The organism is Isoptericola sp. GX10416 (assembly GCF_056590155.1).
In genome coordinates this window covers 1-26,082 of the sequence record NZ_JBWPVO010000012.1, presented here as the reverse complement: position 1 = coordinate 26,082, position 26,082 = coordinate 1, and the positions used below count along the sequence as shown (strand labels likewise).

Below are 26,082 nucleotides of genomic sequence, written 5' to 3'. Positions count from 1 at the left end.
TTGTCCGAACACGGTCAAGCGCGCCGGCACGTCAGGCGATGAGCGACTGGCCCCCGTCGACGAACACCTCGGTGCCGGTCACGTGGCTCGCAGCGTCCGACACGAGGTAGGCGATGGCGTCGGCGACCTGCGCGGCCTCGCCCGACTCCTCGCCGGTCAGCGGGATCTGACCCTCCGGGTAGTCGGCCTCCACGCCGAGGTCCTCGGTGTTGCGCTGCTCGGTGTTGTCCTCAATCTGGGTGTCGATCGCGCCCGGGCAGACGGAGTTCACGCGCACGCCGCGCGGACCCAGCTCGACGGCGGCCATGCGCGCGAACGCCACCTGGCCCGCCTTGCTCGTCGCGTAGGCGGAAGCGCCGGAGTTGCTGAACGTGCGCGTGCCGTTGATCGACGAGACGACGACGATCGCGCCGCCCTGCCGCACGAGCAGCGGCACCGCATAGCGCACGGTGTGGAACGTGCCGGTGAGGTTCGTGTCGATCGTGCTGGACCAGTCCTCCGGCTCCAGCTCCTCGAGCGGGGCCCAGACGCCGTTGACGCCGGCGTTCGCGACGACGACGTCCAGCTGGCCGAGCTCCTGCTCGACCTGTGCGAGCACGTCGCGCACCATGGCGGCGTCCTCGACGTTCGCCGCCACCGGGAGCGCTGTGCCGCCGTCGCGCCGGATCTCGGCCGCGACGTCGTCGGCGCTCTCCTGGCGGTGCCCGACCGGGACCACCGTGGCGCCCTCGCGTGCCAGGCGCACCGCCGTTGCCCGTCCGATGCCCGATCCTGCGCCGGTGACCAGTGCGACCTTGCCTTCGAGTGTCATCGTGCCCCTTCCGTGGTCGACGCCTCGACGCCTCGACGCTAGCCAGGGCGGGGGCACCTCGCGCGCCGGGGGACTGGCCTCATGGAGTCGGGCGGTTCAGCCGGCCTGTACGCCGGACTCATGGTCCGGGCCCGTGATGGTCGCGCCGGCAGCAGGCTCGTCGTCAGAGCGCAAGGCGGTCCGGCGCCCAGGACGGAGGAACGAAAGCACCAGCATGACCCCGGTCACGGCGTAGGTGGCGGAGCTCAGCGCTCCCTGGCGGGCCCACGCGACGACAGCGGGCATGGATTCGGAGGCATCGATCCCCGACACCGCGACTAAGGCGCTGAAGGGGAGCTGCGACGTCGCCATGAGGTAGGCGGAGAGGACGATGAGCGTGAGCGTCGCTGTCCACAGCGGCAGCTTTCCTCGCCGGGACGATGCCGTCGCGTGGGAACGCCAGGCAAGGAGGAAGGCGACCGCCACCAGGACGACGACGCCGACGCTCGACCACAGTGGCGGCGTCGGGGGTGCGAGGGACGTGATGGTGCCGTCCCACGCGAGCACGGCGCCAGCCTTCGCGGCCTCGGCATGGAGGGCGAGATAGCCGATTGCGACGACGTACGCCGCCGCCCCGACGACGGCGCTCAGCGACCTGAGCGCGAGACCTCCCGCTGTGGGCGTCGTCGGTGGGTGCAAGCTCGTTCTCCAGCATGAGGTTCGGACCGGGTCGCCGACCGTACCGGCCCGCCCGTCAAGGTAACAACAGGGACACCGCTGGGACGACAGGCGGACACCCAGCAGCCCGATGAGTCTTGCCACTCGCCCCGGTCCAACTCTGTACCCAGGTTCGCGCGCAGACAGGAGGACGAGATGGCCAAGGTGATCGCCGGGGCGACGGTGTCGCTGGACGGGTTCGTCGAGGACGCTGAGGGCAGTGCCGCTGCCCTGTACTCGGACTTCGAGGAGCTGGCGGGCAGCGAGTACATGAAGGCACTGCAGGACGAGACGGGTGCGGTCCTCATGGGGCGGCGCACGTTCGACATGGCTGAGGGCCCCGACGACTACGCGGACAACTACGAGTTCCAGGTGCCGATGTTCGTCGTCACGCATGAAGCCCCGCCCGTCACGCCGAAGAGCAACGGACGCCTGTCGATCACGTTCGTGACCGACGGCGTCGAGGAAGCGGTGAAGCGAGCGGTCGAGGCAGCCGGAGACCGGGACGTGACGTTCATCGGCGGCGCCGACGTCTTCGGTCAGCTCCTCGCGGCGGGGCTCGTCGACGAGCTGTCGATCGACGTCATGCCGGTACTTCTCGGTGACGGCGTGCGCCTGTTCGCCGGCGGTCCGGCGGTGACCCTGGAGAAGGTGAGCGCTCAGGAGATCGGTGTGCGCATGGCCCTGCGCTACCGCGTCGTGCGCTGAAGGCGTGGTGCGCTGAGGGGCCAGGGCGCCGTCGTCCGCGTCAGGCCGACGCGGCGAGCAGCCCGGCGATGCGCGCGTGGAGCATGAAGCTCTGGTTCATCCGGCGGTAGGTGTGGAAGTTGAGCACCACGTGGGCGTCCCGGCGCGGGTAGTAGAACATGTGGGTGGCGAAGTGCCCGAGGCCGCCGATCGGCTCGTGGAGCCCGCGCAGGAACGGCGGGGTGAACTCGGCGAACCGCACGGTCACCATGCCGGCGCCGTAGTGGATCCCCCGACGACGGCGGTGCCGCGGCGAGGCCATCCAGCGGAGCGTCTCGGAGGACACGAGCTTCCCGCCGTGCAGTGCGCGTTGGAAGCTGACGAGATCTGCGGGCGGGGCCACGATGCCGCCGCCCGCCCAGTCCAGGCTGACGCTGAGCGCGCGGCTGAGCTCGTGCCGACCGAGCCAGAACGGTGCGACGTCGAGCCCTTGCAGGTCTGCGGGGGTGCGGGCGTCGCTGTAGGGCGTGGAGCTGTGCTCCATCTCGCTCGGCTCGAAGACTCGCCGCCGCAGCAGGGAGTTGAACGGCTCCCCGGTCAGCTCCTCGGCGATCCGTCCCAGCAGCACGAACACCGTGTCGCCGTAACGGAACCGCTCGCCGGGACGCCCGACGGCGGGCAGTCGGCGCGCTTCGTCGAGCAGTTCCGCCGGGGTCCAGCGACGATCCGGTTGTGTCCCGGCGGTGCTGGCCGAAGGGCCGGTCTGCGTGCCGCGGGGCGGTTCGAAGTAGTCGGGGAGTCCGCTGGTGTGCGTGAGGAGGTGTTCCACGGTCACCTCGGAGGCGACGTCGACGCCCGGTGCACCGGGCAGCCCGTCGATGTCCGCCGCCGGGAGGACCTTGCCGAGCGGGCTGTCGAAGCTCAGCAGCCCCTGCTCGACCAGCCCGGCGATGAGGGTGGCTGTCATGACCTTGCCGACGCTGGCCGCGTGGAACGGCTGCGCACCTCCGGACTCGACCTGCCATTCGGGTGCGACCACCAGCACCTGCGGCGGTGGCATCGAGCCTCGGCGCCGAGCCTTCCGATCCAGCGACGCTTGCAGCCGGTCGGCCGTGTCCTGGCGTGCCATGGTGCCTCCCTCGTGGACATCTCTCATAGACAGGTCTACTAGATATGTTGCCGAGGGTCAACGTCTTCTGAGGGAGGGCAACCAGGTCACCCGAGTGGCCGGCCTCGTGATCAGCAGCGGGCGACCGCCCGCAGCGCCATCGCCCGGCGGATGAGGATGACCATCGCGAGCGCGACCGTGAGCCAGAACAGCGGTCCACGACGGTAGGAGCGGGCGCGGATCGCGCCGATCACCGCCGCGACGGGCGGTCCGAGGACCACGATCCAGACGAGCCACGGCAGCCTCCCCGAGGTCGTCCACGGGTAGTCCGCCCATGCTGCGGGCACCACCACGCCGACGCCCAAGCCGACCGCCGCCGCCACGAGGACGCTGCGCTCGGCCCTCCGTCGGAACACTAGTAACGACGTTTACGGCAACGCCGTTTACTGTTGTTGGAAGCGCCCCGCAGCGACCTCTCGGGCTACGTGGCCCGCGCCAGCGACTCGGTGTCGACCTGCGGCAGCTCCAGGTCGAGCCGCTCGACGCCAGCGCCCCGCAGGTCGTCGACGACGGCGCGTACCAGGCCGGGCAGGAAGTCGCGGCCGCGGCGCAACGCCCAGGGCACGCCGGCGAACGCGAGCCAGGCAGCGCGCTCCCACGCCGGCGGCGGGGGCGGCGGAGCGGGCAGCCGCGACAGCTCGGGCAGCGAGACGTGCAGGGCGCGTCCCGCCGTGACCGCGAGGTGCCGGTGGCCCAGGGGAGAGGGGTGCACGCGGTCGACGTACCAGGCGCCGAGCCCGGCGGGACGGATGGCCTCGGCGACGTCGAACACCACCACGCCCGGCGTGCACCCCGACTCGCTCGCGTGCCGCGCCGCCACCGTCCGGACGGCAGTGTTCACCGCGTCGATCCGCGCCCGCATCACCGACCGGATCCGGCCGCCGCACAGCTCGAACAGCCCGATGGGCGGCAGGGTCGCGAGGACGACGGCGGCGCCCCGGCCGCGCAGCGCGTCGACGCAGATGGTGAGTCGGCGGGCGACGTCGGCGGGGGAGAAGTCGCTGCGCAGCGCGTCGTTGCCCCCGATGACGAGCGTGGCGAGGTCGGCCCCGGAGGCGAGGGCGAGGTCGAGCTGCTCGGCGATGACGGTCTGCGTCCGCGCGCCGTTGCGGGCCAGGTTCTCGAACCGCGCCGAGTCGGCGAGCAGCGCGAGGTGCGCCGCCCAGCCGGGCCCGTGCGCGGCGTCGGGCCCGACGGCGTCACCCACCCCCGCGGTGATGGAGTCGCCGAGAGCGACGACGGCCGGCCCGCTCACCGTGCACCCGCCAGGGCCGGCGCCGTGGCGTGGAGGGCCAGCATCGCCTCGCCCGTTGCCGACCACGGGAACAGCTCGGCCCGGGCTCGTGCCGCCGCCCGTCGCCCACCCGCGTCCCGGGAGAGCACCTCGCGCACCGCCAGGGCCAGCGCCTCGGGCTCGGGGGCGGCGCTCGCCCCGGCGGGGCCGACCACCTCGGGCAGCGCGCTGGTCGCCGAGCACACCACCGGCGTCCCCGAGGCCAGCGCCTCGAGGGCCGCCAGCCCGAACGTCTCGATCGGTCCGGGGGCGACGACGACGTCGGCGCTCGCCAGCAGCGCGGCCACCCGGGCGCGGTCGGGCACGAACCCGAGGAACCGGTGCCGGATGCCGAGCTGCTCGGCCCGCACCCGCAGCGCCGTGGAGCGTGGGCCGCTGCCAGCCACGACCAGCCGCACGGGTACACCGTCGGCCACGAGCCGCCCGACCGCCTCGACGGCCAGGTCCACCCGCTTCTCGCGGGAGAGCCGGCTCATGACCAGCACGACGGCTTCGCCGCGCGGGGCCGTCCGCCGTCGCAGGTCCGCGTCGAACCGGTCCGGTGTGAACCGCTCGAGGTCCACCCCCAGGGGCACCCGGTGCAGCGGCGGCAGCACCGTGGCACCCGTGCGTCCGTGGCGCCGCCCGACCAGGCGCTCCACCTCCCCGGCGGCGAACGCCGTGGTGGCGACCAGCCGGTCGAACCGCCCGAGGGTCGCCAGGTTCCAGCGGTCGGCCACCAGGGGAGCCAGGCAACGGCCGACGGGCCCGGGCCGCGCGCCGCTGCCCGCACCTGGCCAGAACGCCGAGAGGACGCCGTCGAGACGTTCGTGAAGCATCAGCAGGGACGGCACCTCGGCCTCGCGCGCCCACAGGCCGATCCCCGTCAGGGTGGCGCGGTCGGAGACCTCGACCCGGTCCGGCGCCAGCGCCTCCAGCACGGAGCGCACCGCACCGGGGCGGACCACGGCCCGGTAGCCCGGCACACCCGGCACCCGCGGCGCGGCCATCTGCACGACGCGAAGGTCACCGTCTCGCCGTTCGGCCGCCGTCGGGCCCGGGACGACGAGGACCGGCTCGTGGCCGTGGGCGAGGTACTCGCGGGCCAGGGCGTGCATCGCGGTGCGGATGCCGCCCGACCGCGGCGCGTAGGCGTTGGCGACGTGGACGATCCGCACGGGGTCAGACCTCCGCCGAGACGCTGATCGCGGCCTCGTAGTGCTCCATCAGCTCGTGGCACACCTTCGCCCACGTGCGCCCGAGCGCTCGCTCCCGGGCGGCGGTCCCGAAGGCGCGGCGCTTGCGGTCGTCGCCCAGCAGGTCGTCCACGTGGGAGCGCAGCGCGGCGTGGTCGCCCGGCGGGTACAACCAGCCGGTGTGCGAGTGCGCGACGACGTCGATCGGCCCGCCCGCTGCGGGCGCGACCACGGGGACGCCCGAGGCGTTGGCCTCCTGCAGCGTCTGGCCGAACGTCTCCAGCTCGCCGGGGTGGACGAACACGTCGAGGCTCGCCATGGCGCGGGCCAGCTCGTCCCCGTGCAGCAGCCCGGTGAAGTGCGCGTCGGGCAGCAGCTCCTCGAGCAGCGCGCGTTCCGGACCCTCGCCGACGACGACCAGCCGGACGTCGTCGCGGCCGGACAGCACCCGCAGCGCCTCCACCTGCTTCTCCACGGCGAGGCGCCCCACGTACCCGACGAGCAGCGGCCGCCCGGCGCCCACCGCCCGCCGCCACTCCTCGTCGCGGGCCTCGGGCCGGAACTGCACGGTGTCCACGCCGCGGCCCCAACGGTGCAGGCGCGGCACGCCGCGGGCACGCAGATGGTCGATCGTGGGGCTCGACGGCGCGAGGGTGACGGTGGCGCGCTCGTGCAGGTTGCGCACCCGACGCCACAGCAGCGGCTCCAGGTGGCGCATGCCGTACCGAGCGGCGTAGCTGGGCACCTCGGTCTGGTAGACGGCGACGGTGGGGATCCTGAGGGCCTCGGCGGCCTGCATGCCGCGCCAGCCGAGCGTGAACGGCGAGGCGAGGTGGACGACGTCGGGCCCGAACGCCGCGAGCGTCCGCTCGATGCGGGCTCGCTGGCCCATCACGACGCGCACGTCGGCGTACCCGGGCAGCCCCACGGAGGGGATCTCGACCACGGGCGCGCCGTGCGCGAACGGTGGGACGTCTCCCTCGTCCGAGTCGGGGGCGAGGACCAGGGCCTCGTGCCCGCCCCGGCGGAGATGCTCGAGGACCCGCAGCACGGAGTTCGTGACCCCGTTGACCTGCGGGAGGAAGGACTCTGCGACGATCGCTACCCTCACGACTCGAACTGTCGTGGCCACGGGTGTCGAACGGGGGTGGCGCAGGCGACGTGTCGCCGTCGCGCCGTCGAACGCCGGGCGAACGTTGAGGCGGAACTACGCGTTGCGGACGGCGCCGAGCCGCGCGATCCGCCAGGCCGCCCCGGCCATGAGGACAACCAGTGCGAGGTTGCGCAGGGCCTCGACCACGATCATCCAGGTGGCGCCGTCCAGGAAGGGGCCGTACGCCACGGGGTACACGAGGTAGGTGCCGTACGCGACCAGCACGATGCCGAGCGCGGGCGGCCACCAGGCCCGCAGCGCCCGCCCGGCGGGCAGGGTCGCCAGGGCGACGGCCACGGGCGGACCGATCCACGCCACGAACTGCGGCGAGCCCACCTTGTTGAACACGATGAGCGCGACGAGCTGCGCCGCGGACGACAGGAGCACGATCTCGTAGGCCCGCTCGGGACGCCGTCGGGCAGCCCACCAGGTGAGCGCGGCGAGCGCCACCACGGCCAGCGGCAGGATCCAGTCGAGGGCGTCGGCGACGCTGCGGGCGCCGGAGCCCTGGAACTCGTAGGTGAAGATGTCGTCGTTGTACTCGATCGTCACGGCCGGGTCCCAGAGCCGAGCCACGGAGAACCACGTCCCGGCCACGGACTCCGCCTGCAGGGTGCGGGCGCCCTGCTCGCCGAACACGCTGAGCGCTCGCGTGCCGGCTCCCCCGGCCAGCGCGACCCCGACGACGACGGCGGACACGATCGCTCCCGGGACGACGACGGCGCGCAGCAGGTCGCGCGCATCGCGGCGGGTCGCGGCGATGGCGACGACGACGGCGCCCGGTGCGATCTTGATCCAGGCTCCGGCGGTGGCGACGGCGGTCGCGATGCGGGGATGCCGCCGAGCCAGGACGAGTGCGGCGAGGATCATCGGGGCGATGACGCCGTCCAGCCGGCCCACGAAGATGGGGCCCAGCGCCAGCAGGAAGAGCAGCCACCACCAGGCGCCGAGGGCCCCGCGCGGGGTCGACCGGACCAGCAGGACCGTCGCGGCCGCGTTGAGCGCCACGATGAGGGCCGTCCACACGATCTCGTAGCCGAGCAGGTCGTCGGTGACGAGGGAGGGCGCGACCACCGGTACGAGCGCTCCGGCGGGGTAGACCCAGTCGTAGTCCAGGACGGGCCACTCGCCGGTGCCGAGACCGTGGCGCGCCCACCACTCGTACAGGGTGACGTCGCCGAAGATCGTGTACTGCCAGGTGATCGCCTCGTGCACCAGGCGCGCGTGCACGACGACGAAGGCGAGCGCCAGCAGCCAGGGGGACTGCAGGAGGCTGCCGCCACGGTCGCGGTGCTCGGTGGGCGACGACGGCGATGACGACGACGGCGCGTCGGTGGGCGGGTCGGCAGGCACGGGGCACATCGTGCCAGACCGGCACGGACCGGCGCGGGATCTGACGGGTTTCGGATGCGTCCTGCAGCGTCTATGGTTTCGGTTACCCGAAACCATGCCTGGCCGTCGTCGCCGAAGGAGCCCTGTGAGCACCCGTACCGCACCACCCGAGCGCGGCCTGCGCCGCCTGCGCGCGCTGGCGCTGCTCGGCCCGGCCTTCGTGGCCGCGATCGCCTACGTGGACCCCGGCAACGTGGCCGCGAACCTTACGGCGGGCGCCGAGTTCGGCTACCTGCTGGTGTGGGTGCTCGTCATGGCCAACGCGATGGCGGTGCTCGTGCAGTACCTGTCGGCCAAGCTGGGCGTCGTCACCGGCCGGTCACTGCCCGAGGTGCTCGCCGACCGGATGTCCCGCCGCGGCCGGATCGCCTACTGGCTCCAGGCCGAGGGGGTCGCCATGGCCACGGACCTGGCCGAGGTGATCGGCGGGGCAATCGCGCTGAACCTGCTGTTCGGCGTCCCGCTCGTGGTCGGCGGGCTCATCACCGGTGCGGTGTCGATGGTGGTCCTCGCGGTCCAGCAGCGCCGGGGCCAGCGCATCTTCGAGACGGTGCTGCTGACCATGCTGGGCGTCATCACCGTCGGCTTCTGCGCGGGCCTGCTCGCGGCCCCGCCGGACGCCGGGGCCGTCCTGGGCGGCCTGGTGCCCCGCTTCGAGGGGACGGACTCGGTGCTCCTCGCCGCGTCGATGCTCGGTGCCACCGTCATGCCGCACGCCATCTACCTGCACAGCTCGCTGGCCCGCGACCGGGTGCGTCACGACGCGGCACGGCGGGCCGCGATAGCCGGGGCGACGCCGTCGGACGTGGCGACGGCGGCCGGTGCGGCGCCGTCGGACCCTTCGGCCGTGCGCCGCCTGCTGCGCGCGACGCGCTGGGACGTGGTCGCGGCGCTGATCATCGCGGGCGGGGTCAACATCGCGATGCTGCTGCTCGCCGCGGCCAACCTGCCGGGCCGCACGGGCACGGACACCATCGAGGGGGCGTACGCGGCGATCTCGGACTCGCTGGGACCGCTGGTCGCGGTGCTGTTCGGCGTCGGGCTGCTGACCTCGGGGCTGGCGTCCACGGCGGTCGGCGCGTACGCGGGCTCGGAGATCATGGCGGGCCTGCTGCGGGTACGGGTGCCGCTGCTGACGCGGCGCCTGGTGACGCTGGTCCCGGCGCTGCTGCTGCTGGCCACCGACATCTCGCCCACCTACCTGCTGGTGCTCAGCCAGGTGGTGCTGAGCTTCGGCATCCCGTTCGCGATGATCCCGCTGGTGCGGGTCACGCGGGACGCGGGGCTGCTGGGCGAGTTCCGCAACGGGCGGCCGATGCAGGTGGTCGCCTGGGCGGTGGCGGCGGTGATCGTGGGGCTCAACGTGACGCTGCTCTGGCTGACGATCGCAAACTGATACGCCGTATCGCTTGACTGAGACTCCGTCGCGTCGCACTATGATGGGAGACCGACGCCGTCGTCACCAGCCTCTGCGGCGGCGCGGTCGCCCCCGTGGAAAGTGAGACGCGCATGCCCCGCACCGCCCCCGTCCTGCCCGGCGTCACCGCGCCCGAGTACGACGTCTCCCAGCCCCTGGACCTCGACTACGCGGCCGCGTTCGCCGACGTCGCTCCGGCTGAGCGCGAGCACCAGCTCGCCGTGCGGCAGTTCGTGCAGGACGAGGTGCTGCCCGTCATCGACGGCTACTGGGAGCGGGCCGAGGTCCCCTTCGACCTGGTCACCAAGCTCGCCGAGCACGACTTCCTGCGCGACGGCGTCGACGTGCCCGGCCGCCCGAAGGTCTCCTTCATGGCCGAGGGCCTGGCCAGCATGGAGATGTCTCGCGGGGACGGCTCGGTCGCCACCATCTGCGGCGTCCAGGGCGGTCTCGCCCTGCGCTCCATCGTCATGCACGGCTCGCCCGAGCAGATCGAGCAGTACGCCGAGCCCATGGCGCGCGGCGAGGTGCTCGGCGCGTTCGCGCTCACCGAGCCCACCCACGGCTCCGACTCGGTCTCCCTGGAGACGACGGCGCGGCCCGCCGTGCGCGACGGCGTCGAGGGCTACGTGATCGACGGCGAGAAGAAGTGGATCGGGTTCGGCTCCTGCGGCGACATCACCGTGGTCTGGGCCCGCCTCGACGACCCGGACGCCGGCGACCGCGACGGTCAGGTGCACGGCTTCATCGTGCCGCAGGACGCCCCCGGGTACACCGGCACCACGATCGAGGGCAAGATGGCGCTGCGCGCGATCTGGCAGGCGCACATCGAGCTCGACGACGTGTTCGTCCCGGCCAGCGCGGCCCTGCCCGGCGCCACCTCGTTCAAGGCGACTGCCGCCGTCCTCTTCGCGACCCGCCTCGCCGTGGCATGGTCCGCCGTCGGGCAGGCGATCGCCTGCTACGAGGCGGCCGTGCAGTACTCGAAGCAGCGCGTGCAGTTCGGCAAGCCGCTCGCCGCCAAGCAGATGGTGCAGGAGCGCCTCACCCGCATGCTCTCCACCATCACGCAGATGCAGCTCCTGGTCGGCCGGCTCACCGAGCTCGCCGACGCCGGCGAGCTCACCGGCGAGCAGGCGTCGCTGGCCAAGTACACCTGCACCCGGGGCGCGCGCGAGGTGGCGTCGGTCGCCCGCGACATGCTCGGGGGCAACGGCATCCTGCTCGCGAACCGCGTCGCGCGGCACTTCGCCGACATCGAGGCCCTGCACACCTACGAGGGCACCGAGTCGATGAACGCGCTGATCGTCGGCCGCGACATCACGGGCATCTCCTCCTTCGCCTGAGACGTCCCCGACCAGCTCCCGGCGTGGGTCGACGCCGGTCGTGTGCATCACCGCCGCCGTCCACCAGCCGGCGAGGCGGTGCACCTGCGGCGAGCGCCGTCCCGAAAGATCCGGGGCGGCGCTTCGTCGTCGGGCGTCGGAGTCCGGGCCGGCCGGTCACCGCGTCGGGGGCGGGGTCCGTGGTCATCGAGTCGACGACGGAGCGCACCCAGTGCGGGCCGGGCCGGGAGTCCGCGTCCAGGCGGGCGATCACGTCACCTCGCGCGGCGTCGTACCCGGCGGCCGCCGCGGCGGGGATGCCCAGGCGGGGTTCGGGGACGACGACGGCGCCCCACCGGCGGGCGACCTCCGCCGTCGCGTCCCGCGAGGCGTTGTCCACGACCACGACCTCCAGCGGCGCCACCGACTGGGCGGCCAGGAGTGCGAGGCACCGGTCGAGCTCGTCGGCGTCGTCGCGGGCGGGCACCACGACCGACACGGTCGGTCGGGCGGCGGCGGGGCTCATGTCTCGGCCCGGGCGCCGCGAGCCACGAGCGCGGCCGCCAGCACGCTGCCCACGAGGCCTGCGGCGAGGTCGCCGAGGGTGTCGGTGTACGTCACGAAGATGCTGTCGTCGACGAACGTGTGGCCGACCCACTCGAGGAGCTCCCAGACGACGGCGACGAGCGAGCCCAGCCCGACGGTCGTCAGTGCTGCCGAGGCGCGCGCGTGCCGGCTCGGTGCGACCAGGCCTGCGCGGGTGAAAACGTGGTGGGCGACGGCGGCGATCGCGCCGGTCGTCGCGGCGTGCACCACGAGGTCGAGCCGGTCCACGCGCTCGTAGACGCCGAGCTGCGCGCACCATGCGGCGGCGAGCAGCGACGCGCAATAGGTGACGTCCAGCGCGGGACGTGTCCCGGCGGCGCGGGGGAGCATCGTGCCGCCGAGCACGAGGAGGAAGAGCGCGACGGCCGGCCAGCCGAACCAGATGCCGGTCACCACCACGCTGACCAGCGCGGACACGCGCAGGAGGTCGCCGACGACGATCCCCCGTCGGGCGCGTCCGGGCTCGGCGGGCCAGGCCGCGGCGAGGCGCGAGGTACCGGGTGTCGAGATCACAGGCTCAGGGTAGGGAGGTAGTCGTCGGCCCACCTGCCGAGGTCGGGCGCGGTGGGCACGGACCTCTCGCGTCGAAAGGATTTCGCGGCCGGTATTCGACTGATTATTGAAACAAGGTCTCGCCAGATATCGAAACTCACGAGGATCTTGACGATGGTCGCGGATTCTGACGTAATGTGCACCAGCCCGGATCGAAAACGGTTTACACCGTCAAGACCGGGTGACGACCCAGACGACGGCGTGGAGGGGGCAAGCGATGAGGCGACGGTTCGGGCAGGTCTTGGCGGGAGTGGGGGGCGTGAGCCTGCTGCTCGTCGCCTGTGCCGAGAGCCCGCAGGAGGTGGCGACAGGGCCCGAGACCGCACCCGCCCACGGACCGACCGCCTGGGCGCTCTCCGGAGGCAGCGACGTGGTCCTCGAGAAGACCTTCGAGCAGTGGGACAGCGGCCACCCCGGCGACGAGATCGCGGTCACCTGGATGGAGAACGACGAGTACAAGGCTCGCATCCAGGAGGCGCTCGGCGCCGGTGAACCCCCGACCCTCATCTTCGGCTGGGCCGGCGGCGACCTCGACCGGATGGTCGCGGACGGAGCCGTCGTCGACCTCAGCGACGCCGTCGGCCCCGTCCAGGAACGGGTGCTGCCCGCCGTCGCCGCGAACGGCGAGGTCGACGGGCGCACGTACGCCGTGCCGAACAACCAGACCCAGCCCGTCGTCCTGTACTACAACGCCGAGGTGCTGGACGCCGCCGGGCTGGAGCCGCCCGAGACGTTCGACGACCTGCTCGACGCGGTGCCCGTGCTCCAGGACGCCGGCGTGATCCCCATCGCGCTGGCCGGCGGCAGCCGGTGGCCGGAGCTCATGTACATCCAGTACCTCACCGACCGCATCGGCGGGCCCGAGGTCTTCCAGCGCGTGGTCGACGGCGAGCCCGACGCCTGGTCCGACCCCGCGATCCTGGAGGCGCTGGAGAAGATCGGCGAGCTCGTCGACGCCGGCGCGTTCGGGGAGTACTTCACCGAGACGGTCGCCGACGAGTCCGGCGACGTGGGTCTCGTCGCGAACGGGACCGCCGCGTTCGTGCTCCAGGGCGCCTGGGTCTACCCGGACTTCGTCACCGCCGCGCCGGCGCTGGTCGCCAACGACGGGCTCGGGTTCGCACCCTTCCCCGCGGTCGAGGACGGCGCCGGCGACCCGGACAACGTGGTCGGCAACCCGGCCAACTTCTGGTCCGTCTCGTCCGCGGCGACACCGGAGGAGCAGCAGGCCGCGATCGACTTCCTCAACGAGCAGGTGTACTCCGACGTCGCCGTCGAACGGTTCCTCGTCGTGCGGACCGTCCCGCCGGTCCGAAACCTCGGCAAGCATCTCGCCCAGCGGGACGACGCCGAGTACCTGGAGTACGTCTACGACATGGTCGCCTCGGCGCCGCACTTCCAGCTCTCCTGGGACCAGGCGATCCCGTCCGACCAGGCCGGGCCGCTCCTGGACAACCTGCACCGGGTGTTCACCGGCGAGCTGACCCCGCGCGGGTTCGCCAAGGCGATGAACGCCACCCTCTGACCGCCCGCAGAGCAGGCGGCCTCAGCCGGCGGCCGCCTGCTCGCGGCGGTGCACCCGCCACCAGACGAAGAACCCGACGAGCGTGAACGCCCCGTAGAAGATGTACATGAACGACGTCGCGTAGTAGCCGGCGCTCCACAGCAACGGCACCCCGACGACGTCGACCGCCACCCAGATCAGCCAGAACTCGACCCAGCCGCGGGCCATGCCGTACGTCGCCAGCAGCGAGCCCATGAAGATCCAGGCGTCCGCCCACACGGGCTCGTAGGACCCGAGCGCCCGGAACAGCGGCGTGAGCAGGAGCGTGCCGCCGACCAGCGCCGCCACCAGGCCGAGCCGCTGCCACCAGGTGGCCCATCGCGGGTGCACACCCTCCGCGCCCGACGCCGGGATCTTGCCGTCGGCGCGCACCTCCAGGTCCTGACGGCGCGTCTCGCGCCACCGCATCCACCCGTAGACGGACACGGCGATGAACATGATCTGCCGCCCCGCCTGGCCCAGCATGTCCACGCGGTCCGCGTCCCCGAACAGGGACCCGAGGAACACGGTGAACAGCAGCAGGTTCCCGACGATGCCGACCGGCCACGCCCAGACCTTGCGACGCATCCCGCCCAGCGCCGACGCGAGCCCGAACGCGTTGCCGATCACCTCGCGCCACAGGACCTGCTCGGCGCCGACGCTGAACGTGGCGCTGAAGAGCCAGTCGATCATCTCGCTCCTCAGGCCAGGACGTCGCGCACGGCCCGCGCGATGTCGTCGGCGTCGGCGTCCTGGTCCAGGACGGCCACCACGACGCGACGGTTCGTGGGGACGGCGGCCCCGGGCGCGGCCGTGCCCGCAGGGTCGGCCGGGGTGCCGCCGTCGGCCCCGGGTGCCCAGGCCGCGCGACGCAGCTCGGCGAACGCCTCCTCCAGGTCGGGGCGCAGGTCGAGGTAGGGGTTGCGCAGCCAGCGGCGCAGCACCGCGTTGTGGACCGCGACGACGGAGGCCGCGAACGCGATCGACATGGTGGTGCTCGACCGGTCCGGGGGCAGCGTGTCGCGCAGGTAGGCGGTGAACGCGCGCTCGTAGCGGTGCGTGGTGACGAGCTCGCGGTCGCGCAGCGCGGTCACCTGCTGCAGCAGGCGGTGGCGGGCGAGGGACGTCTCGCGCTGGCCCACGTGGTGGTCGAACACGAGCCGCGCGGCCCGGCACACCTCCAGGTAGGGGTCGACGGCGGGGTTCCAGGCGGTCTCGCGGCCACCGGCGTCGTCGGTCTCGCGGGCCTCGGGCCGCGTGGCGGCGAGCATGACCACCACCTCCTCGAGGAGGAGCTCGTGATCGGCGAAGATCACGTCCTCCTTGGAACGGAAGCGGCGGAAGAAGGTGGCGCGGCTGACCTGCGCGGCGTCGGCGATCTCCTCGACCGTCGTCTGTTCGAACCCCTGGCGGGAGAACAGGTCGATGGCGGCGTCGACGGCCTGGGCGTGCGTGTGCGTCCGAACGGCAGTCATGTGCAGGAGGCTACTCCCGGACGTGACCGCGTCGCGCGCGGCGTCCGTCCGACACTTCGTCTTCTGCCCGGCACTTCGAGGTGCCGGACAGAGCGCGAAGTGCCGCTCAGATGTGAGGGGGGTCACCGACCCTCGCCAGGAGGGGTGAGGTTTGCCTATCCTGACCAGGTGACCTCCCCCCTGCTGGAGCTGCGTGGCCTGCGCGTGCGGCACCACCTGCCGCTCGACGACGGCGGCCACCGGCTCGGCGCACCGGCCCCGGACGGCGTCGACCTCGCCGTGCGACCCGGCGAGGTCGTGCTGCTCCTCGGGCCGTCGGGCTGCGGCAAGTCCACCCTGGCGCTCGCCACCAACGGGCTCGTCCCGCACGCGGTCGCCGCCGACGTCACCGGCGAGGTCGCCGCGGGCGGCCACGACGTCGCCCAGACGCGCCCGCCGCTGCTCGCCGCCGACGTCGCGATGGTCTTCCAGGACCCCGACGCCCAGGTGGTCACCGGCTCGGTGCTCGACGAGGTCTGCTTCGCCCCCGAGAACCTGTGCCTGCCGCCCGCGGAGGTGCTCGCCCGCGCGGAGGACGCCCTGCGGCAGGTCGGCCTGTGGGAGCGCCGCGAGGACGACCCGGCGCTGCTGTCCGGCGGCGGGCGCCAACGCCTCGCGCTGGCCTGCGCCCTCGCCGTGGGCGCCCGGTTGCTCGTGCTCGACGAGCCCACCGCCAACCTCGACCCCGACGGCGTCGAGCAGTTCTACGCCACGCTGCGGTCGGTGACGGCCGCGGGCGAGAGGGGCGTGCTGCTCGTCGAGCACGACCTCGACGCCGCCGTCGACGCCGCCGACCGCGTCGTGGTGCTCGACGCCGCCGGGCGCGTCGCCACCACCGGCCCCGTGCGCGAGGTCCTCGCTGACCGGGCCGAGCTGCTCGCCGAGCTGGGCGTCTGGCTGCCCACCACGACGATCGCCGCCCTGCGGCTGCGCGCGGCGGGCGTGCCGATCGACCCGCTGCCGCTCACCCCGGCCGAGCTCACCGCCGCCCTCGACGCCGTCACCCTCCCGGCGCCGGTGGTCGGCGAGCCGGACCGGCCGCCGCCGGACCGGCCGCCGGACGCCCGCGACGCCGTCATCAGCGTCGACCACCTCACGCTCCGCCGTGGCGGCCGGACCGTGCTCGACGACGTCAGCCTCGACGTCGCGCGCGGCGACCTGCTCGCGCTGGTCGGTGCCAACGGCGCCGGCAAGACGACGCTGGCCCAGATCGTCGCGGGCGTCCTGCGGCCCCGCCGCCGCGCCGTCGCCGGCTCCGTGCGCGTCGGCGGGCTCGACCCCTGGCGGGCGGACGTCCGCGACCTCACCGCCGCCGTCGGCTTCGTCTTCCAGAACCCCGAGCACCAGTTCGTCACCGGCCGTGTCGACGACGAGCTCGCCCACGGGCTACGGGTGCGCGGCGTGCCCGACGGCGAGATCGCGGCCCGCGTGGACGACGTCCTGGACCGCTTCGGCCTCGGCGACCTGCGCGACCGCCACCCGTTCTGGCTCTCCGGCGGGCAGAAGCGCCGGCTGTCCGTCGGCACGGCGATAGTGTGCCGGCCCGACGTGCTCGTCCTCGACGAACCCACGTACGGCCAGGACCGCGAGCGCGCCGTCGAGCTCCTCGACCTGCTGACGGCTCTGCACGACGACGGCACCACCGTGGTGGTGGTCAGCCACGACATGCAGCTCGTCGCCGAGCACGCCACGCGCGTCGTGGTGCTGGCCGACGGGCGCGTCGTCGCGGACGGGAGCCCCGCCGTCGTGCTCGGTGACGACGCGGTGCTGGCCGCCGCCGGGCTGCGGACGCCGCCGCTCGCGCGCGCCACCCGAGCCCTGCGCGACCCGGCGTGGCGGGCCGTGACCCGGTTGGCCGACCTGCCCGCGGCGCGTCTCGCGGAGGTGGACGCATGACCGGCCTGGGAGACCTGCGCTCGTACAACCCGCTCGTCAAGGTGCTCGGCCCCGTCCCCGTCATGGTCTACGTCGTGACCACTCGCGACGTCCTCACGCCGGCGCTGGTCGCGCTCGGTGCCTTCGCGGTGCTCGCCGGCATGGGTCGGCTGCGCCCGCGGGTGCTCGCCGCGATCGCCGGGGGAGCGGTGGTGCTGTGCGCTGTCATGACGTTCTCGTTCGGCCTGCTCACCGACCCGGCGCTCGTCGAGGGCACGGCGCTGCTCGCAACCGTCGGGACGTTCGAGGTGCGGTCCGGCGCCCTGGCCGTCGGACTCGCCACCGCGGTGCGGACGGTGGCGCTGATGATGCTCGTGCTGCTCGGCGGCCTGACAACGTCGGGCGCCGAGCTCGTGCGGGCGCTGACCCAGCAGCTCCACCTGCCTTACCGCGTCGGGTACGCGGCGCTCGCGGCGCTGCGGTTCGTGCCCCGGTTCGGTCACGAGCTCGAGGTGATCCGTGGGGCTCACCGTGTCCGGGGCGTCGCGCCCGGCCGCGGGCCGGTGGTGGCCGTGCGCCGACAGGCCGGATACGTCGTGCCCCTGCTCGCCGGCGGGATCCGGCACGCCGAACGGGTGTCGCTCGCGATGGACGCCCGGGGGTTCGGCGCCCACCCGACCCGCACCGAGCGCACCGCCGTCCCGTTCGGGGCGCGCGACGTCGTCCTGCTCCTGTCGTTCTGGGCCGGGGGCGCGGCGTGCGTCGTCCTGGCCGCGACCGTCACCCTCGCCTGACCCGTCCCGCCTCGGAGGCCTTCATGAAGTCCGTCACCACCCGCTACCTCATGACGTGCGCCGCCATCGGCGCCGCCATGGGGGTGCTGCTCGTCCCGGCCAACTTCGTGAGCGCGCCGCTCGCGGCCGCGGCACCCATGGCCTACGCGCCGATGGTGGGGCTGTGGATCATCGGGCCGGTGCTCGCCATGGCGCTGCTGCGACGGCCGGGCGCGGGGATCCTGACCATGTTCGTGGCGGGCGTCGTGTCGTCCGCCTCCCCGGTGGGCGTCTACTCGGTCGTCACGTGCCTGATGGCGGGCGCCGCCGTCGAGCTGGCGTTCCTGGTGACCCGCTACCGCGTCTGGCGGCCCTGGCTGTTCTTCGTGGACGCGCTGGTGTTCGGTGCGGCGTACGTCGCCTCGGGATGGGTGGCGTTCGACATGGGCGCGATGGCGCCGGCTGTCCTGGTGACGTTCGTGACGCTGATGCTGGGCAGCTTCCTGGCGTGCACGTGGTTCGGGCTGTTCCTCGCAGGGCGGTTGGCGACGGCGGGCGTGGCCCGCGGTCTCGCCCCGGCGCGAGGTGGTGCAGCGCGCGCCGAGGTAATGCGCGACGGCGCGAGGTAGTGCGGCGCTCGCCGAGGTAGCACCCTTAGCTGCGTCCCGCGCGACGGTCCGGCTCGTCGAAACCGGCGGGCCGCCGTCTGGCACGCTGCAGGTAGCGGAGCTCGCGCACGAGGATCGCAGCCGAGAGCGTGAACGGGACCCATGCCCACACCCGCCCGCGCAGCGCGGCCACGAGGGTGACCAGGGTGAAGGCTCCGGCGACCAGGACGGTCAGGATGCTCGCCCAGCGGATGTCGCGCAGAGTCTGGAGCACGTCCCGAGCGTAACCGGACCGGGCGGCCTCGAACCGATTCGCGTCCCGGAGTACTGTGCTGGACGTGACTTCCACCGACACCACCCCTCCCGTCGTCGACGTCTACATCGACCCGACCTGCCCGTTCGCCTGGGTGACGTCCCGCTGGGCGCTCGAGGTCGCGAAGCACCGCGACGTCGACCTCACGTTCAAGCAGATGAGCCTGTACCTCCTGAACAAGGACAAGGACATCCCCGAGTCCTATCGTGAGCGCGTCATGGCCGGCCAGGGACAGGGGCGCGTCGCCGCCGCGGTGCGGGTCGAGCACGGTGACGAGGCCTTCAGCCGCTACTACACGGAGTTCGGTACGCGCTGGCACGACCAGGGCGGAACGGACTTCGACACGGTCATCGCCGAAGCCCTCGCCGCGGCCGGCCTGCCGGCCGAGCTCGCCGACGCCGCGACGTCGGACGCCTATGACGACGCGCTCGCGACCAGCCACCGCACGGGCATGGACCCGGTCGGCGACGAGGTCGGCACGCCGACGTTCCACGTCAACGGCGTCGCGTTCTTCGGCCCGGTCCTCACGCGCGTGCCGCGCGGACAAGATGCCGTGGAGCTGTTCGACGCCGCCGTCACGCTGGCCGCCAACCCGCACTTCTTCGAGCTCAAGCGGACGCGCACCGAGAGCCCGGTCCACGACTGAGCCGCGAGCGACCACCGCACCACAAGCACCATCGCCGAACCACCCTCCAGGAGCACCGTGACCCTCGACCTGCGCATCTTCACCGAGCCCCAGCAGGGGGCCTCGTACGACACCCAGCTCGCCGTCGCCCGGGCCACCGAGAAGCTGGGGTTCAGCGCGTTCTTCCGTTCGGACCACTACCTCGCGATGGGCGGTGACGGGCTCCCGGGACCCACCGACTCCTGGACCACGCTCGCGGGGATCGCCCGGGAGACGACGACGGTGCGGCTGGGGACGCTGGTGTCCTCCGCGACGTTCCGCCACCCCGGCGTCCTCGCGATCCAGGTCGCCCAGGTCGACCAGATGTCCGGTGGCCGGGTGGAGCTGGGGCTGGGGACCGGATGGTTCGCCGCCGAGCACGCCGCCTACGGCATCCCGTTCCCGGACAAGCGGTTCGGGATGCTCACCGAGCAGCTGGAGATCCTCACCGGGTTGTGGGGCACGCCCGTCGGCGAGACGTACGACTTCAGCGGCAGGCACTACACGCTGAGCGACTCTCCGGCGTTGCCCAAGCCGACGCAGGAGCAGATCCCGGTGATCATCGGTGGTGGTGGCCCGCGGCGGACGCCGGCGCTCGCCGCCCGCTTCGCCTCCGAGTACAACCAGGCGTTCCCGGAGCTCGACGCGATCGGACCGCGCATCGGCGTGATCAACGAGGCGCTGTCGGCGGCCGGTCGCACGCCGGAGTCTCTGACGCAGTCGGTCGCGCTGGTGCTGGCGGTGGGCGCCGACGAGGCGGAGTTCTCCCGGCGTGCCGCGGCCATCGGTCGTGAGCCGGCCGAGCTGCGCGAGCACGGCATCGCGGGGACGGTGAGCGAGGCGGTGGACCGGCTCGCGTCGTTGCGTGACCAGGGCGTCGAGCGGGTGTATCTGCAGGTGCTGGACCAGCAGGACCTGGACCACCTGGACCTCATCGCCCGGGAGGTCGCACCCCAGCTCTGACCGACCCGGCAGCCGTTGTGGGCGCGATTCCTGGGCCAAAGAAGCCCCCAAAAGGTACAAAACGGGCCAAGAATCGCGCCCACAACGGAAAGGGGAGCGGGACGGAATGAGAACGGCGCGTTGCGGGGAGCGAACGGCGCGATTTCCGGTTGGTGTAGATCTGCGCGGCGAGCGCTTCACCCCGTGACAGGACGTCGGCACTGGCCTAACTTGTGAGGTCGTCGTCGACAGCACCACGCTCGCGCAGCGCGCGGGCGCCGACCTGGTGCAGCCCGGCACGCCCGTCGTCGCGAGCGTCGAGCTGCACGACGACGGCCCGTGGGCGGGCGTCGACCTCGCCTTCCAGCGGTTCCTGCAGAGGATCGGGCTGTGACGCGCCGGGGAGCCGCGCTCGTCGTCGCGGCCTGCGTGGTGGCGAGCCTGGTCGCCGGCTGCACGACGACGTCCGCCCCGGCCGCGGCGCCGTCGTCGGGCACGGGGGTGACGAGCGCCGCGCCACCGGACGTGGATCCCACCCTGCTGCCGACGGTGGACCGCGGCGACGTACCGATGCGGCTCGCGGACGGTCTGGCACCCCCGACCAACCGGTGGTTCTCCGGTCTGGTGTTCGGCGACGCGCCGCAGCCGGTGTTCCCGCTGCCGCTCGCCGTCGGGCTCACCGCGTCCGGGTTCGCGTACGGGCTGCCCGCTGTGCGGGCGCAGGGTGCCGTGCTGGCCGGCCCGTACGCCCCGCGGGTGCAGATGGACCTGCGCGAGAGCGTCGTGGCGGACCTGCGCACCTGGACGGAGGCGGACGGCTGTGTGAACCGGCCCGAGCGCTGCTTCACCTGGGAGCCGGACCTGCGCACCGTCGTCGGGCAGGCGACCGCGTTCGGCTCGGAGGAGGGCAACGATCATCACTTCCACTCCGGCTACTTCTTGTACGCGGCGGGGGTTGTCTCCGCGGACGACGGCGAGCTGGCCGCGGACCTGGCGCCGGTGCTCGACCTGCTCGCGGCCGACGTGGCGGCGGGCGCCGACGTGCCGGTGGGCGACGGTGCGCCCCTGCCCGGCCTGCGGGTGCTGGACGTCGTCATGGGGCACTCGTGGGCCTCGGGACCGTCTCCCTTCGCTGACGGGAACAACCAGGAGTCGGCCTCCGAGGCGGTCGCGGCGTGGCACGGCCTGTCGCTCTGGGCCGCGGCGCGCGCGGCGGCCGGGCTGGACGACGGCGGGATGCGTGAGCAAGCACGCTGGATGCTCTCGCTCGAGGCGGCGTCGGCGCGCGCCTACTGGACGGACTTCGACACCGCGGACCCGGCGACGGCAGGGCTCGAGGCGTCGGTGACGTCGCTCGTGTGGGACGGCAAACGTGAGCGGGCCACCTGGTTCTCGGCCGAGCCGAGCGCGGCGCTCGGCATCGTGGTGCTGCCGGTCACCGAGGTCTCGGTCTACCTCGGCGAAGACCCGGCCCGGGTGCGGGAGAACCTCGCCGAGGCGCTGGGCACCGACGACTTCTGGGCGGACCCGGCGACGTGGGACGTCATGTTCGGTGACCAGCTCCTGATGTACGCCGCGCTGCTGGGCACGCAGGACGCGGCGGCGGCGCTGGACGTCGCCCGGGAGCTGCCGGACGAGCGCATCGACGACGGGTCGACGCGGTCCAGGCTGCTCGCCTGGCTGCTCGTGCGCGCAGCGTGACGGGGATCAGGCCTCGTCGGGGCCGCGGCCGCGGCCGTACTCACGCTCGACCGGTTCGAGCTCCTCGGCGGGGACGCAGCCCGGCAGGTTCGTGAGCGGCTCGTCGGCGGAGAGGGTGACCTCCTCGGGCGGCACCGGCTCGGTCCAGCCGACGCCGATCAGGAGGTCGACGAACTTGCCGCCGCGGTCGTCCATCACCAGCTCGACGTCCTCGAACTGTGCCGCCAGCGTGTAGGCCTGCACGATGCCCTCGGCGCCGTAGCGGATCTCGGACGGCCCGTCGATCAGCCTCGGGAAGTCGCCGGTGTCGCGCACGTCGAAGCCGCGGTCGGACAGGACGTCGTCGGCGGCGCCGGCGAGCGCGAACCGGTCGTCGGCGGCGTTGAAGATCCGCACGCGGACCTTGTCGTACGCCGTCGGCAGGACGCCCTCGGGAGAGTCCTCGTCGGTGGGCAGGCAGGCCGGGGCGATACTCGTCGACTGGGCGCTCGGGGTGTAGATCGGCTCCGCGAACGGCGCGTCGATGGTCTCGGTGTAGACGGCGAGCGCACCGAGGCCGAGGATCACGAGGAAGGCGATGATGAGCCCGAAGACCACCGCCTGGCGCTCGTGCTTGCGCCGACGACGGGCGACCCTCGCCGGGTCCTGGGCTGGTGACGTCACGCGAAGAAACTACCTGAGATTCCGGGAACGGGAGCGATCATCCGACGGCGAGGACGCGGGCGTGCAGGATCGGCCGCTGCTGGAGCGCGGCCCGGACGGCACGGTGCAACCCGTCCTCGAGGTACAGGGTTCCCCGGTACTCGACCACGTGAGCGAAGAGGTCGCCGAAGAACGTGGAGTCGTCGGCGAGCAGGGCGTCGAGATCGAGCGTGCGCTTGGTCGTCACGAGCTCGTCCAGCCGGACCTGGCGCGGTGGGACGTCCGACCAGTCGTTGGTGCTCTCGCGGCCGTGGTCGGGGTACGGACGCCCATCGCCCACGGATTTGAAGATCATGGCTGCCATCGTAGAGGCGGAGGGCGACGCGGTCACCGAGACGGAGGCAATGGTTCGTCACGATATCGTCACGATCGAGCCAATTCGCCTGGTTCGGTCTCGCGTCCGGTCGATGTCTGCTCGGGCAACGGCCGAGATGCCGTGATGCCCGTCACAGGGTGAAGGGTGCGGGGTGCTCACTCCTCGGACCGGCCGAGACCGGGTCCGGCGACCATCCGCACCGTGCGGTGGTGCGCACCGTGCAGCTCGAGCACCACGACCTCGTTGTCCGTGGCCCGAACCAGCGGACCCGGGACGTAGAGCGTCCGTGTCGGCCCCGCGCTCCAGAAGCGGCCGAGGCAGAACCTGTTGACCCACACCACGCCCTTGGTCCAGCCGTCGAGGCTCAGGAAGTGGTCGGCACCCGCGGTGCTCGCGAACGTCCCGAGCGTCAGGACCGGCCCGGCGAGAGGCAGGTCCGAGCCCACGGGCGGCGCTGCACGCAACGCGTCCGTGACCTCCCGGCGCAACGCTCCGCCGTCGTCGGCGAACCGGAGCGGGGTCGCGTCCCAGCCGGTGACCTCCCGCACGGCGGTGCGCACCGTGCCGACGAGGCCCTTCGGCTCGCCGATGCGCGGGCCGTAGCTGACGCGGCCCTGGTCCTCGACGAGCAGCGTCAGCTCGCCGGCGCGGGCAGGCAGGGCGACGGCGGTGGCGTGCGTGGTGCGGTCCAGCAGCCCGACCGGCTCGCCGTCGAGGGCGACGAGCGCGCGGTCCCGGACGTCGTCGACCACCAGGACGGCGTCGTCGGGAGCGATCCGCGTGCGATAGCGGACGAACCCGTCCCAGGCGGCGACGTCGTCGTGCGTGGGCGGGTGGTCGACGTGGTGCGTCTCGCCGAGGGCGTCGACGACGTCGTCCAGCCGGACGCGGCGGCCCATCGTGACGGTGAGCTCCGGGGCGGACGGCGCCTCCGCCGGCACCTCGTCGGGGACCGGGCGGTGGCGGGCGATCACGTCGCGCAGGGCGCGGAACTTCGCGGTCGCGGCCCCGTGCTCGGCGAGCGGGGCGTCGTAGTCGTAGGACGTCGTGATCGGGCGGTAGGTGCCCTTGTCGTTGGCGCCGGCGGTGAACCCGAAGTTGGTGCCGCCGTGGAACATGTAGAGGTTGACGGACGCGCCCGCGCAGAGCAGGTCGTCGAGGTCGTCGGCCGTGGTCCCCGGCGCGGTGACGTGGTGGTGCAGGCCCCAGGAGTCGAACCAGCCGTTCCAGAACTCCATGCACATCAGCGGGCCGGTCGGCTGGTGGCGGCGCAGGGTGGCGAGGCGTTCGGGCGTGCGGGAGCCGAAGTTGGCGGTCCGCAGCAGCTCGGGCAGGCCGCCGCGGGCCAGGTGCTCGTCGTTCGCCTGGTCGCTGGTGAACAGCGGGACGTCGATGCCGTGGTCGCGCAGCATCGTGGCGAGGGCGCGCAGGTAGAGCTGCCGCTCGTCCGGCGGGGCGTCGCCGTAGGCGCCGTACTCGTTCTCGACCTGCACCATGAGCACCGGACCGCCCGCGGTGACCTGCCGCGGGGCGACGATCCGGGCCACGGCCGCGTAGTACTCCTCGATCGCGGCGAGAAAACGCGGCTCGGCGCGGCGCACGCCCACGCCCGGGTCGGTGAACAACCAGGCCGGGAGGCCGCCACCGGTCCACTCGGCGCAGATGTACGGGCCGGGCCGGACGATGGCGTGCATCCCCTCGGCGGCGACCAGGTCGAGGAACCGGCCGAGGTCCCGGGGGCCGTCGGTGCGGAAGGTGCCGCGGTCGGGGGAGTGGACGTTCCAGGCGACGTACGTCTCGATCGTGTTCAGGCCCATGAGCCGGGCCTTGCGGATCCTGTCCGCCCACTGGTCGGGGTGGACGCGGAAGTAGTGCAGGGCACCGCTGACGATCTGGAGGCGCCGGCCGTCGAGCAGGAAGTCGTCGTCACCGATCTCGAAGCGGGGCATGAACCGATCCAAGCACATCGGTCGACGACGACGTCCCGTGGACGAGCACGGAGGCGCGGCGACGGGGCATGCCATATTGGTCCCGGCCGCGACCGATCGGCGCGGCCGACGACACTTCGGAGCCTGGAGGTACGGATCGTGGCACGAGCTCGTGTGCACGGCATGGTGCTCGCCGGCGTGGTGGCGGTCGCTGCCCTGGCCGGCTGTACGGACGACGACGCCGGAGGCGACCAGGGAGGCGCCGCGCCCGACGCGACCGCGACAGAACCCGAGGGCGCCACGCCGTCTGCCGACGGCGAGAGCTCGACGCCCGGGTCCACGGAGGGTGCGACCGGTGGCGACCTGCTGGTCGTCGAGGCCGAGGGGGAGGGGCCCATCGGCCTGCTGGCGACCGAGGTGCCCGACGGCGGCGCGCAGGACTACTCGGGCATGCTCATCAGCGGCCCCGGGGGCTGCCTGGCGATGGAGGCCGACGCGCCGCCGCAGCTCCTCGTCTTCGCCGACGACGCGGAGTTCGTGCTGCGTGACGCCCGGCCCTCCGTGACCACACCGGGGCTGGGCACCGTGCAGGTGGGTGAGGACGTCGAGCTCGCTGCCGTGCCGGTTCCGCTGGAGGTCGTGGACGGGATTCCTGCCGCGTGCGCCGAGGGATCGCAGGACGAGGTGCTCGTCGTCGAGGGGTGACGGCGGTCACGCGACGCCGGCCGGGGTGACCGCGTGGTCGACGAGCCGGAACCGCTCGTCGGCCGAGCCGGGCCGGGACCCGGCGGTGAGACGCCGAACGCCGGGGGCCCCTTGCGGAGCCGCCCGGCGTTCTGCCCGTGAGGCTGGCGGAGGATGGGGGATTCGAACCCCCGAGGGCGTGAACCCAACACGCTTTCCAAGCGTGCGCCATAGGCCGCTAGG

Annotated in this window: 27 protein-coding genes; 11 read left to right on the top strand and 16 right to left on the bottom strand. The window is 73.1% G+C overall.

Translation table 11 applies throughout. From position 1 onward, the window contains the following. Positions 1–31 precede the first annotated feature (31 nt). On the bottom strand, positions 32–811 hold the full coding sequence (locus ACWAT2_RS15765; RefSeq protein ID WP_402376939.1) for an SDR family oxidoreductase: 780 nt from the start codon (positions 809–811) through the stop codon (positions 32–34). A gap of 96 nt (positions 812–907) precedes the next feature. Next, positions 908–1,489, bottom strand: a complete 582-nt coding sequence (locus tag ACWAT2_RS15760; RefSeq protein ID WP_402376936.1) for a hypothetical protein — start codon at positions 1,487–1,489, stop codon at positions 908–910. 174 nt (positions 1,490–1,663) lie between these two features. On the opposite strand from ACWAT2_RS15760, the gene ACWAT2_RS15755 reads away from it, so the two are divergent. Further along, entirely contained in the window at positions 1,664–2,215 is a 552-nt protein-coding gene (locus tag ACWAT2_RS15755) for a dihydrofolate reductase family protein (protein WP_402376933.1), read from the top strand. A gap of 40 nt (positions 2,216–2,255) precedes the next feature. Here the strand turns inward: ACWAT2_RS15755 and ACWAT2_RS15750 are convergent, their stop codons facing one another. From ACWAT2_RS15750 to ACWAT2_RS15725, 6 genes are all read right to left on the bottom strand, one after another. Beyond that, positions 2,256–3,323, bottom strand: a complete 1,068-nt coding sequence (locus tag ACWAT2_RS15750) for a serine hydrolase domain-containing protein (RefSeq protein WP_402376930.1) — start codon at positions 3,321–3,323, stop codon at positions 2,256–2,258. 110 nt (positions 3,324–3,433) lie between these two features. Beyond that, positions 3,434–3,718 carry a hypothetical protein gene (locus ACWAT2_RS15745; RefSeq protein ID WP_402376928.1) on the bottom strand — a complete coding sequence of 95 codons (285 nt, stop codon included), beginning with the start codon at positions 3,716–3,718 and terminating at the stop codon, positions 3,434–3,436. A 65-nt stretch (positions 3,719–3,783) separates the two neighbouring features. Beyond that, positions 3,784–4,617, bottom strand: coding sequence for an SGNH/GDSL hydrolase family protein (locus ACWAT2_RS15740; protein ID WP_402376925.1), 834 nt, complete (start codon positions 4,615–4,617; stop codon positions 3,784–3,786). Next, positions 4,614–5,813, bottom strand: coding sequence for a glycosyltransferase (locus tag ACWAT2_RS15735; RefSeq protein ID WP_402376922.1), 1,200 nt, complete (start codon positions 5,811–5,813; stop codon positions 4,614–4,616). The genes ACWAT2_RS15740 and ACWAT2_RS15735 overlap by 4 nt, the downstream gene beginning before the upstream one ends. Before the next feature lie 4 nt (positions 5,814–5,817). Continuing rightward, the gene (locus ACWAT2_RS15730) at positions 5,818–6,942 is read right to left on the bottom strand and encodes a glycosyltransferase family 4 protein (protein ID WP_402376920.1); all 1,125 of its coding nucleotides are present in this window, start codon (positions 6,940–6,942) and stop codon (positions 5,818–5,820) included. 96 nt (positions 6,943–7,038) lie between these two features. Next, positions 7,039–8,337 (bottom strand): glycosyltransferase 87 family protein, encoded by a 1,299-nt coding sequence (locus ACWAT2_RS15725; RefSeq protein WP_402376918.1) that lies wholly within the window; start codon positions 8,335–8,337, stop codon positions 7,039–7,041. 94 nt (positions 8,338–8,431) lie between these two features. On the opposite strand from ACWAT2_RS15725, the gene ACWAT2_RS15720 reads away from it, so the two are divergent. Next, positions 8,432–9,772, top strand: a complete 1,341-nt coding sequence (locus ACWAT2_RS15720; protein WP_402376916.1) for an Nramp family divalent metal transporter — start codon at positions 8,432–8,434, stop codon at positions 9,770–9,772. A gap of 113 nt (positions 9,773–9,885) precedes the next feature. Then, the gene (locus ACWAT2_RS15715) at positions 9,886–11,139 is read left to right on the top strand and encodes an acyl-CoA dehydrogenase family protein (protein WP_402376914.1); all 1,254 of its coding nucleotides are present in this window, start codon (positions 9,886–9,888) and stop codon (positions 11,137–11,139) included. On the opposite strand, the gene ACWAT2_RS15710 is transcribed toward ACWAT2_RS15715, so the two are convergent. Next, complete coding sequence (locus tag ACWAT2_RS15710) at positions 11,114–11,644, bottom strand: glycosyltransferase family A protein (RefSeq protein WP_402376911.1); 531 nt, start codon at positions 11,642–11,644, stop codon at positions 11,114–11,116. The two genes, ACWAT2_RS15715 and ACWAT2_RS15710, sit on opposite strands and share 26 nt — an antisense overlap. Next, positions 11,641–12,237: a DUF2238 domain-containing protein gene (locus ACWAT2_RS15705; RefSeq protein ID WP_402376908.1), complete on the bottom strand. Its 597-nt coding sequence runs from the start codon at positions 12,235–12,237 to the stop codon at positions 11,641–11,643. The genes ACWAT2_RS15710 and ACWAT2_RS15705 overlap by 4 nt, the downstream gene beginning before the upstream one ends. A 298-nt stretch (positions 12,238–12,535) precedes the next feature. Here ACWAT2_RS15705 and ACWAT2_RS15700 point away from each other — a divergent pair, with 298 nt between their 5' ends. After that, positions 12,536–13,801 carry an ABC transporter substrate-binding protein gene (locus ACWAT2_RS15700; RefSeq protein WP_402376905.1) on the top strand — a complete coding sequence of 422 codons (1,266 nt, stop codon included), beginning with the start codon at positions 12,536–12,538 and terminating at the stop codon, positions 13,799–13,801. A 21-nt stretch (positions 13,802–13,822) separates the two neighbouring features. On the opposite strand, the gene pnuC is transcribed toward ACWAT2_RS15700, so the two are convergent. Next, positions 13,823–14,512, bottom strand: a complete 690-nt coding sequence (pnuC, locus tag ACWAT2_RS15695; protein WP_402376902.1) for a nicotinamide riboside transporter PnuC — start codon at positions 14,510–14,512, stop codon at positions 13,823–13,825. A gap of 8 nt (positions 14,513–14,520) precedes the next feature. Next, positions 14,521–15,294: a TetR/AcrR family transcriptional regulator gene (locus ACWAT2_RS15690; RefSeq protein ID WP_402376899.1), complete on the bottom strand. Its 774-nt coding sequence runs from the start codon at positions 15,292–15,294 to the stop codon at positions 14,521–14,523. A 168-nt stretch (positions 15,295–15,462) separates the two neighbouring features. On the opposite strand from ACWAT2_RS15690, the gene ACWAT2_RS15685 reads away from it, so the two are divergent. The 3 genes from ACWAT2_RS15685 to ACWAT2_RS15675 are packed head-to-tail and all read left to right on the top strand — an operon-like array spanning position 15,463 to position 18,610. Next, positions 15,463–17,229 (top strand): ABC transporter ATP-binding protein, encoded by a 1,767-nt coding sequence (locus tag ACWAT2_RS15685; protein WP_402376897.1) that lies wholly within the window; start codon positions 15,463–15,465, stop codon positions 17,227–17,229. Then, positions 17,226–18,002 carry an energy-coupling factor transporter transmembrane component T family protein gene (locus ACWAT2_RS15680; RefSeq protein WP_402376894.1) on the top strand — a complete coding sequence of 259 codons (777 nt, stop codon included), beginning with the start codon at positions 17,226–17,228 and terminating at the stop codon, positions 18,000–18,002. The genes ACWAT2_RS15685 and ACWAT2_RS15680 overlap by 4 nt, the downstream gene beginning before the upstream one ends. 23 nt (positions 18,003–18,025) lie before the next feature. Further along, a complete protein-coding gene (locus ACWAT2_RS15675) occupies positions 18,026–18,610 on the top strand; it encodes an ECF transporter S component (RefSeq protein ID WP_402376892.1) in 585 nt (194 codons plus the stop codon). A gap of 25 nt (positions 18,611–18,635) precedes the next feature. On the opposite strand, the gene ACWAT2_RS15670 is transcribed toward ACWAT2_RS15675, so the two are convergent. Continuing rightward, positions 18,636–18,863: a hypothetical protein gene (locus ACWAT2_RS15670; RefSeq protein ID WP_402376890.1), complete on the bottom strand. Its 228-nt coding sequence runs from the start codon at positions 18,861–18,863 to the stop codon at positions 18,636–18,638. A 64-nt stretch (positions 18,864–18,927) separates the two neighbouring features. Between ACWAT2_RS15670 and ACWAT2_RS15665 the strand changes: the two genes are divergently transcribed. The 3 genes from ACWAT2_RS15665 (at position 18,928) to ACWAT2_RS15655 (ending at position 22,209) form a co-directional block, all read left to right on the top strand. Continuing rightward, positions 18,928–19,548, top strand: coding sequence for a mycothiol-dependent nitroreductase Rv2466c family protein (locus ACWAT2_RS15665; RefSeq protein ID WP_402376887.1), 621 nt, complete (start codon positions 18,928–18,930; stop codon positions 19,546–19,548). Positions 19,549–19,605: 57 nt separating this feature from the next. Continuing rightward, positions 19,606–20,529 (top strand): LLM class F420-dependent oxidoreductase, encoded by a 924-nt coding sequence (locus tag ACWAT2_RS15660; protein WP_402376885.1) that lies wholly within the window; start codon positions 19,606–19,608, stop codon positions 20,527–20,529. A gap of 369 nt (positions 20,530–20,898) precedes the next feature. Beyond that, positions 20,899–22,209 carry a glycosyl hydrolase gene (locus ACWAT2_RS15655; RefSeq protein WP_402376883.1) on the top strand — a complete coding sequence of 437 codons (1,311 nt, stop codon included), beginning with the start codon at positions 20,899–20,901 and terminating at the stop codon, positions 22,207–22,209. A gap of 6 nt (positions 22,210–22,215) precedes the next feature. Here the strand turns inward: ACWAT2_RS15655 and ACWAT2_RS15650 are convergent, their stop codons facing one another. The 3 genes from ACWAT2_RS15650 to ACWAT2_RS15640 form a co-directional block, all read right to left on the bottom strand. After that, positions 22,216–22,872: a LytR C-terminal domain-containing protein gene (locus ACWAT2_RS15650; protein WP_402376880.1), complete on the bottom strand. Its 657-nt coding sequence runs from the start codon at positions 22,870–22,872 to the stop codon at positions 22,216–22,218. A 37-nt stretch (positions 22,873–22,909) separates the two neighbouring features. Beyond that, positions 22,910–23,206 carry a type II toxin-antitoxin system VapB family antitoxin gene (locus tag ACWAT2_RS15645; RefSeq protein WP_402376877.1) on the bottom strand — a complete coding sequence of 99 codons (297 nt, stop codon included), beginning with the start codon at positions 23,204–23,206 and terminating at the stop codon, positions 22,910–22,912. A 176-nt stretch (positions 23,207–23,382) separates the two neighbouring features. Continuing rightward, entirely contained in the window at positions 23,383–25,176 is a 1,794-nt protein-coding gene (locus ACWAT2_RS15640; RefSeq protein ID WP_402376875.1) for a glycoside hydrolase family 35 protein, read from the bottom strand. A gap of 138 nt (positions 25,177–25,314) precedes the next feature. On the opposite strand from ACWAT2_RS15640, the gene ACWAT2_RS15635 reads away from it, so the two are divergent. Continuing rightward, positions 25,315–25,860, top strand: a complete 546-nt coding sequence (locus ACWAT2_RS15635; protein ID WP_402376872.1) for a hypothetical protein — start codon at positions 25,315–25,317, stop codon at positions 25,858–25,860. The last annotated feature ends 222 nt before the right edge of the window (positions 25,861–26,082 follow it).

Coding starts and splice junctions, on each gene's coding strand:
- ACWAT2_RS15675 (WP_402376892.1), top strand. CDS start 18,026: ATGAAGTCCGTCACCACCCGCTACCTCATGACGTGCGCCGCCATCGGC.
- ACWAT2_RS15715 (WP_402376914.1), top strand. CDS start 9,886: ATGCCCCGCACCGCCCCCGTCCTGCCCGGCGTCACCGCGCCCGAGTAC.
- ACWAT2_RS15750 (WP_402376930.1), bottom strand. CDS start 3,323: ATGGCACGCCAGGACACGGCCGACCGGCTGCAAGCGTCGCTGGATCGG.
- ACWAT2_RS15755 (WP_402376933.1), top strand. CDS start 1,664: ATGGCCAAGGTGATCGCCGGGGCGACGGTGTCGCTGGACGGGTTCGTC.
- ACWAT2_RS15710 (WP_402376911.1), bottom strand. CDS start 11,644: ATGAGCCCCGCCGCCGCCCGACCGACCGTGTCGGTCGTGGTGCCCGCC.
- ACWAT2_RS15690 (WP_402376899.1), bottom strand. CDS start 15,294: ATGACTGCCGTTCGGACGCACACGCACGCCCAGGCCGTCGACGCCGCC.
- ACWAT2_RS15765 (WP_402376939.1), bottom strand. CDS start 811: ATGACACTCGAAGGCAAGGTCGCACTGGTCACCGGCGCAGGATCGGGC.
- ACWAT2_RS15640 (WP_402376875.1), bottom strand. CDS start 25,176: ATGCCCCGCTTCGAGATCGGTGACGACGACTTCCTGCTCGACGGCCGG.
- ACWAT2_RS15680 (WP_402376894.1), top strand. CDS start 17,226: ATGACCGGCCTGGGAGACCTGCGCTCGTACAACCCGCTCGTCAAGGTG.
- pnuC (WP_402376902.1), bottom strand. CDS start 14,512: ATGATCGACTGGCTCTTCAGCGCCACGTTCAGCGTCGGCGCCGAGCAG.
- ACWAT2_RS15645 (WP_402376877.1), bottom strand. CDS start 23,206: ATGATCTTCAAATCCGTGGGCGATGGGCGTCCGTACCCCGACCACGGC.
- ACWAT2_RS15720 (WP_402376916.1), top strand. CDS start 8,432: ATGCCTGGCCGTCGTCGCCGAAGGAGCCCTGTGAGCACCCGTACCGCA.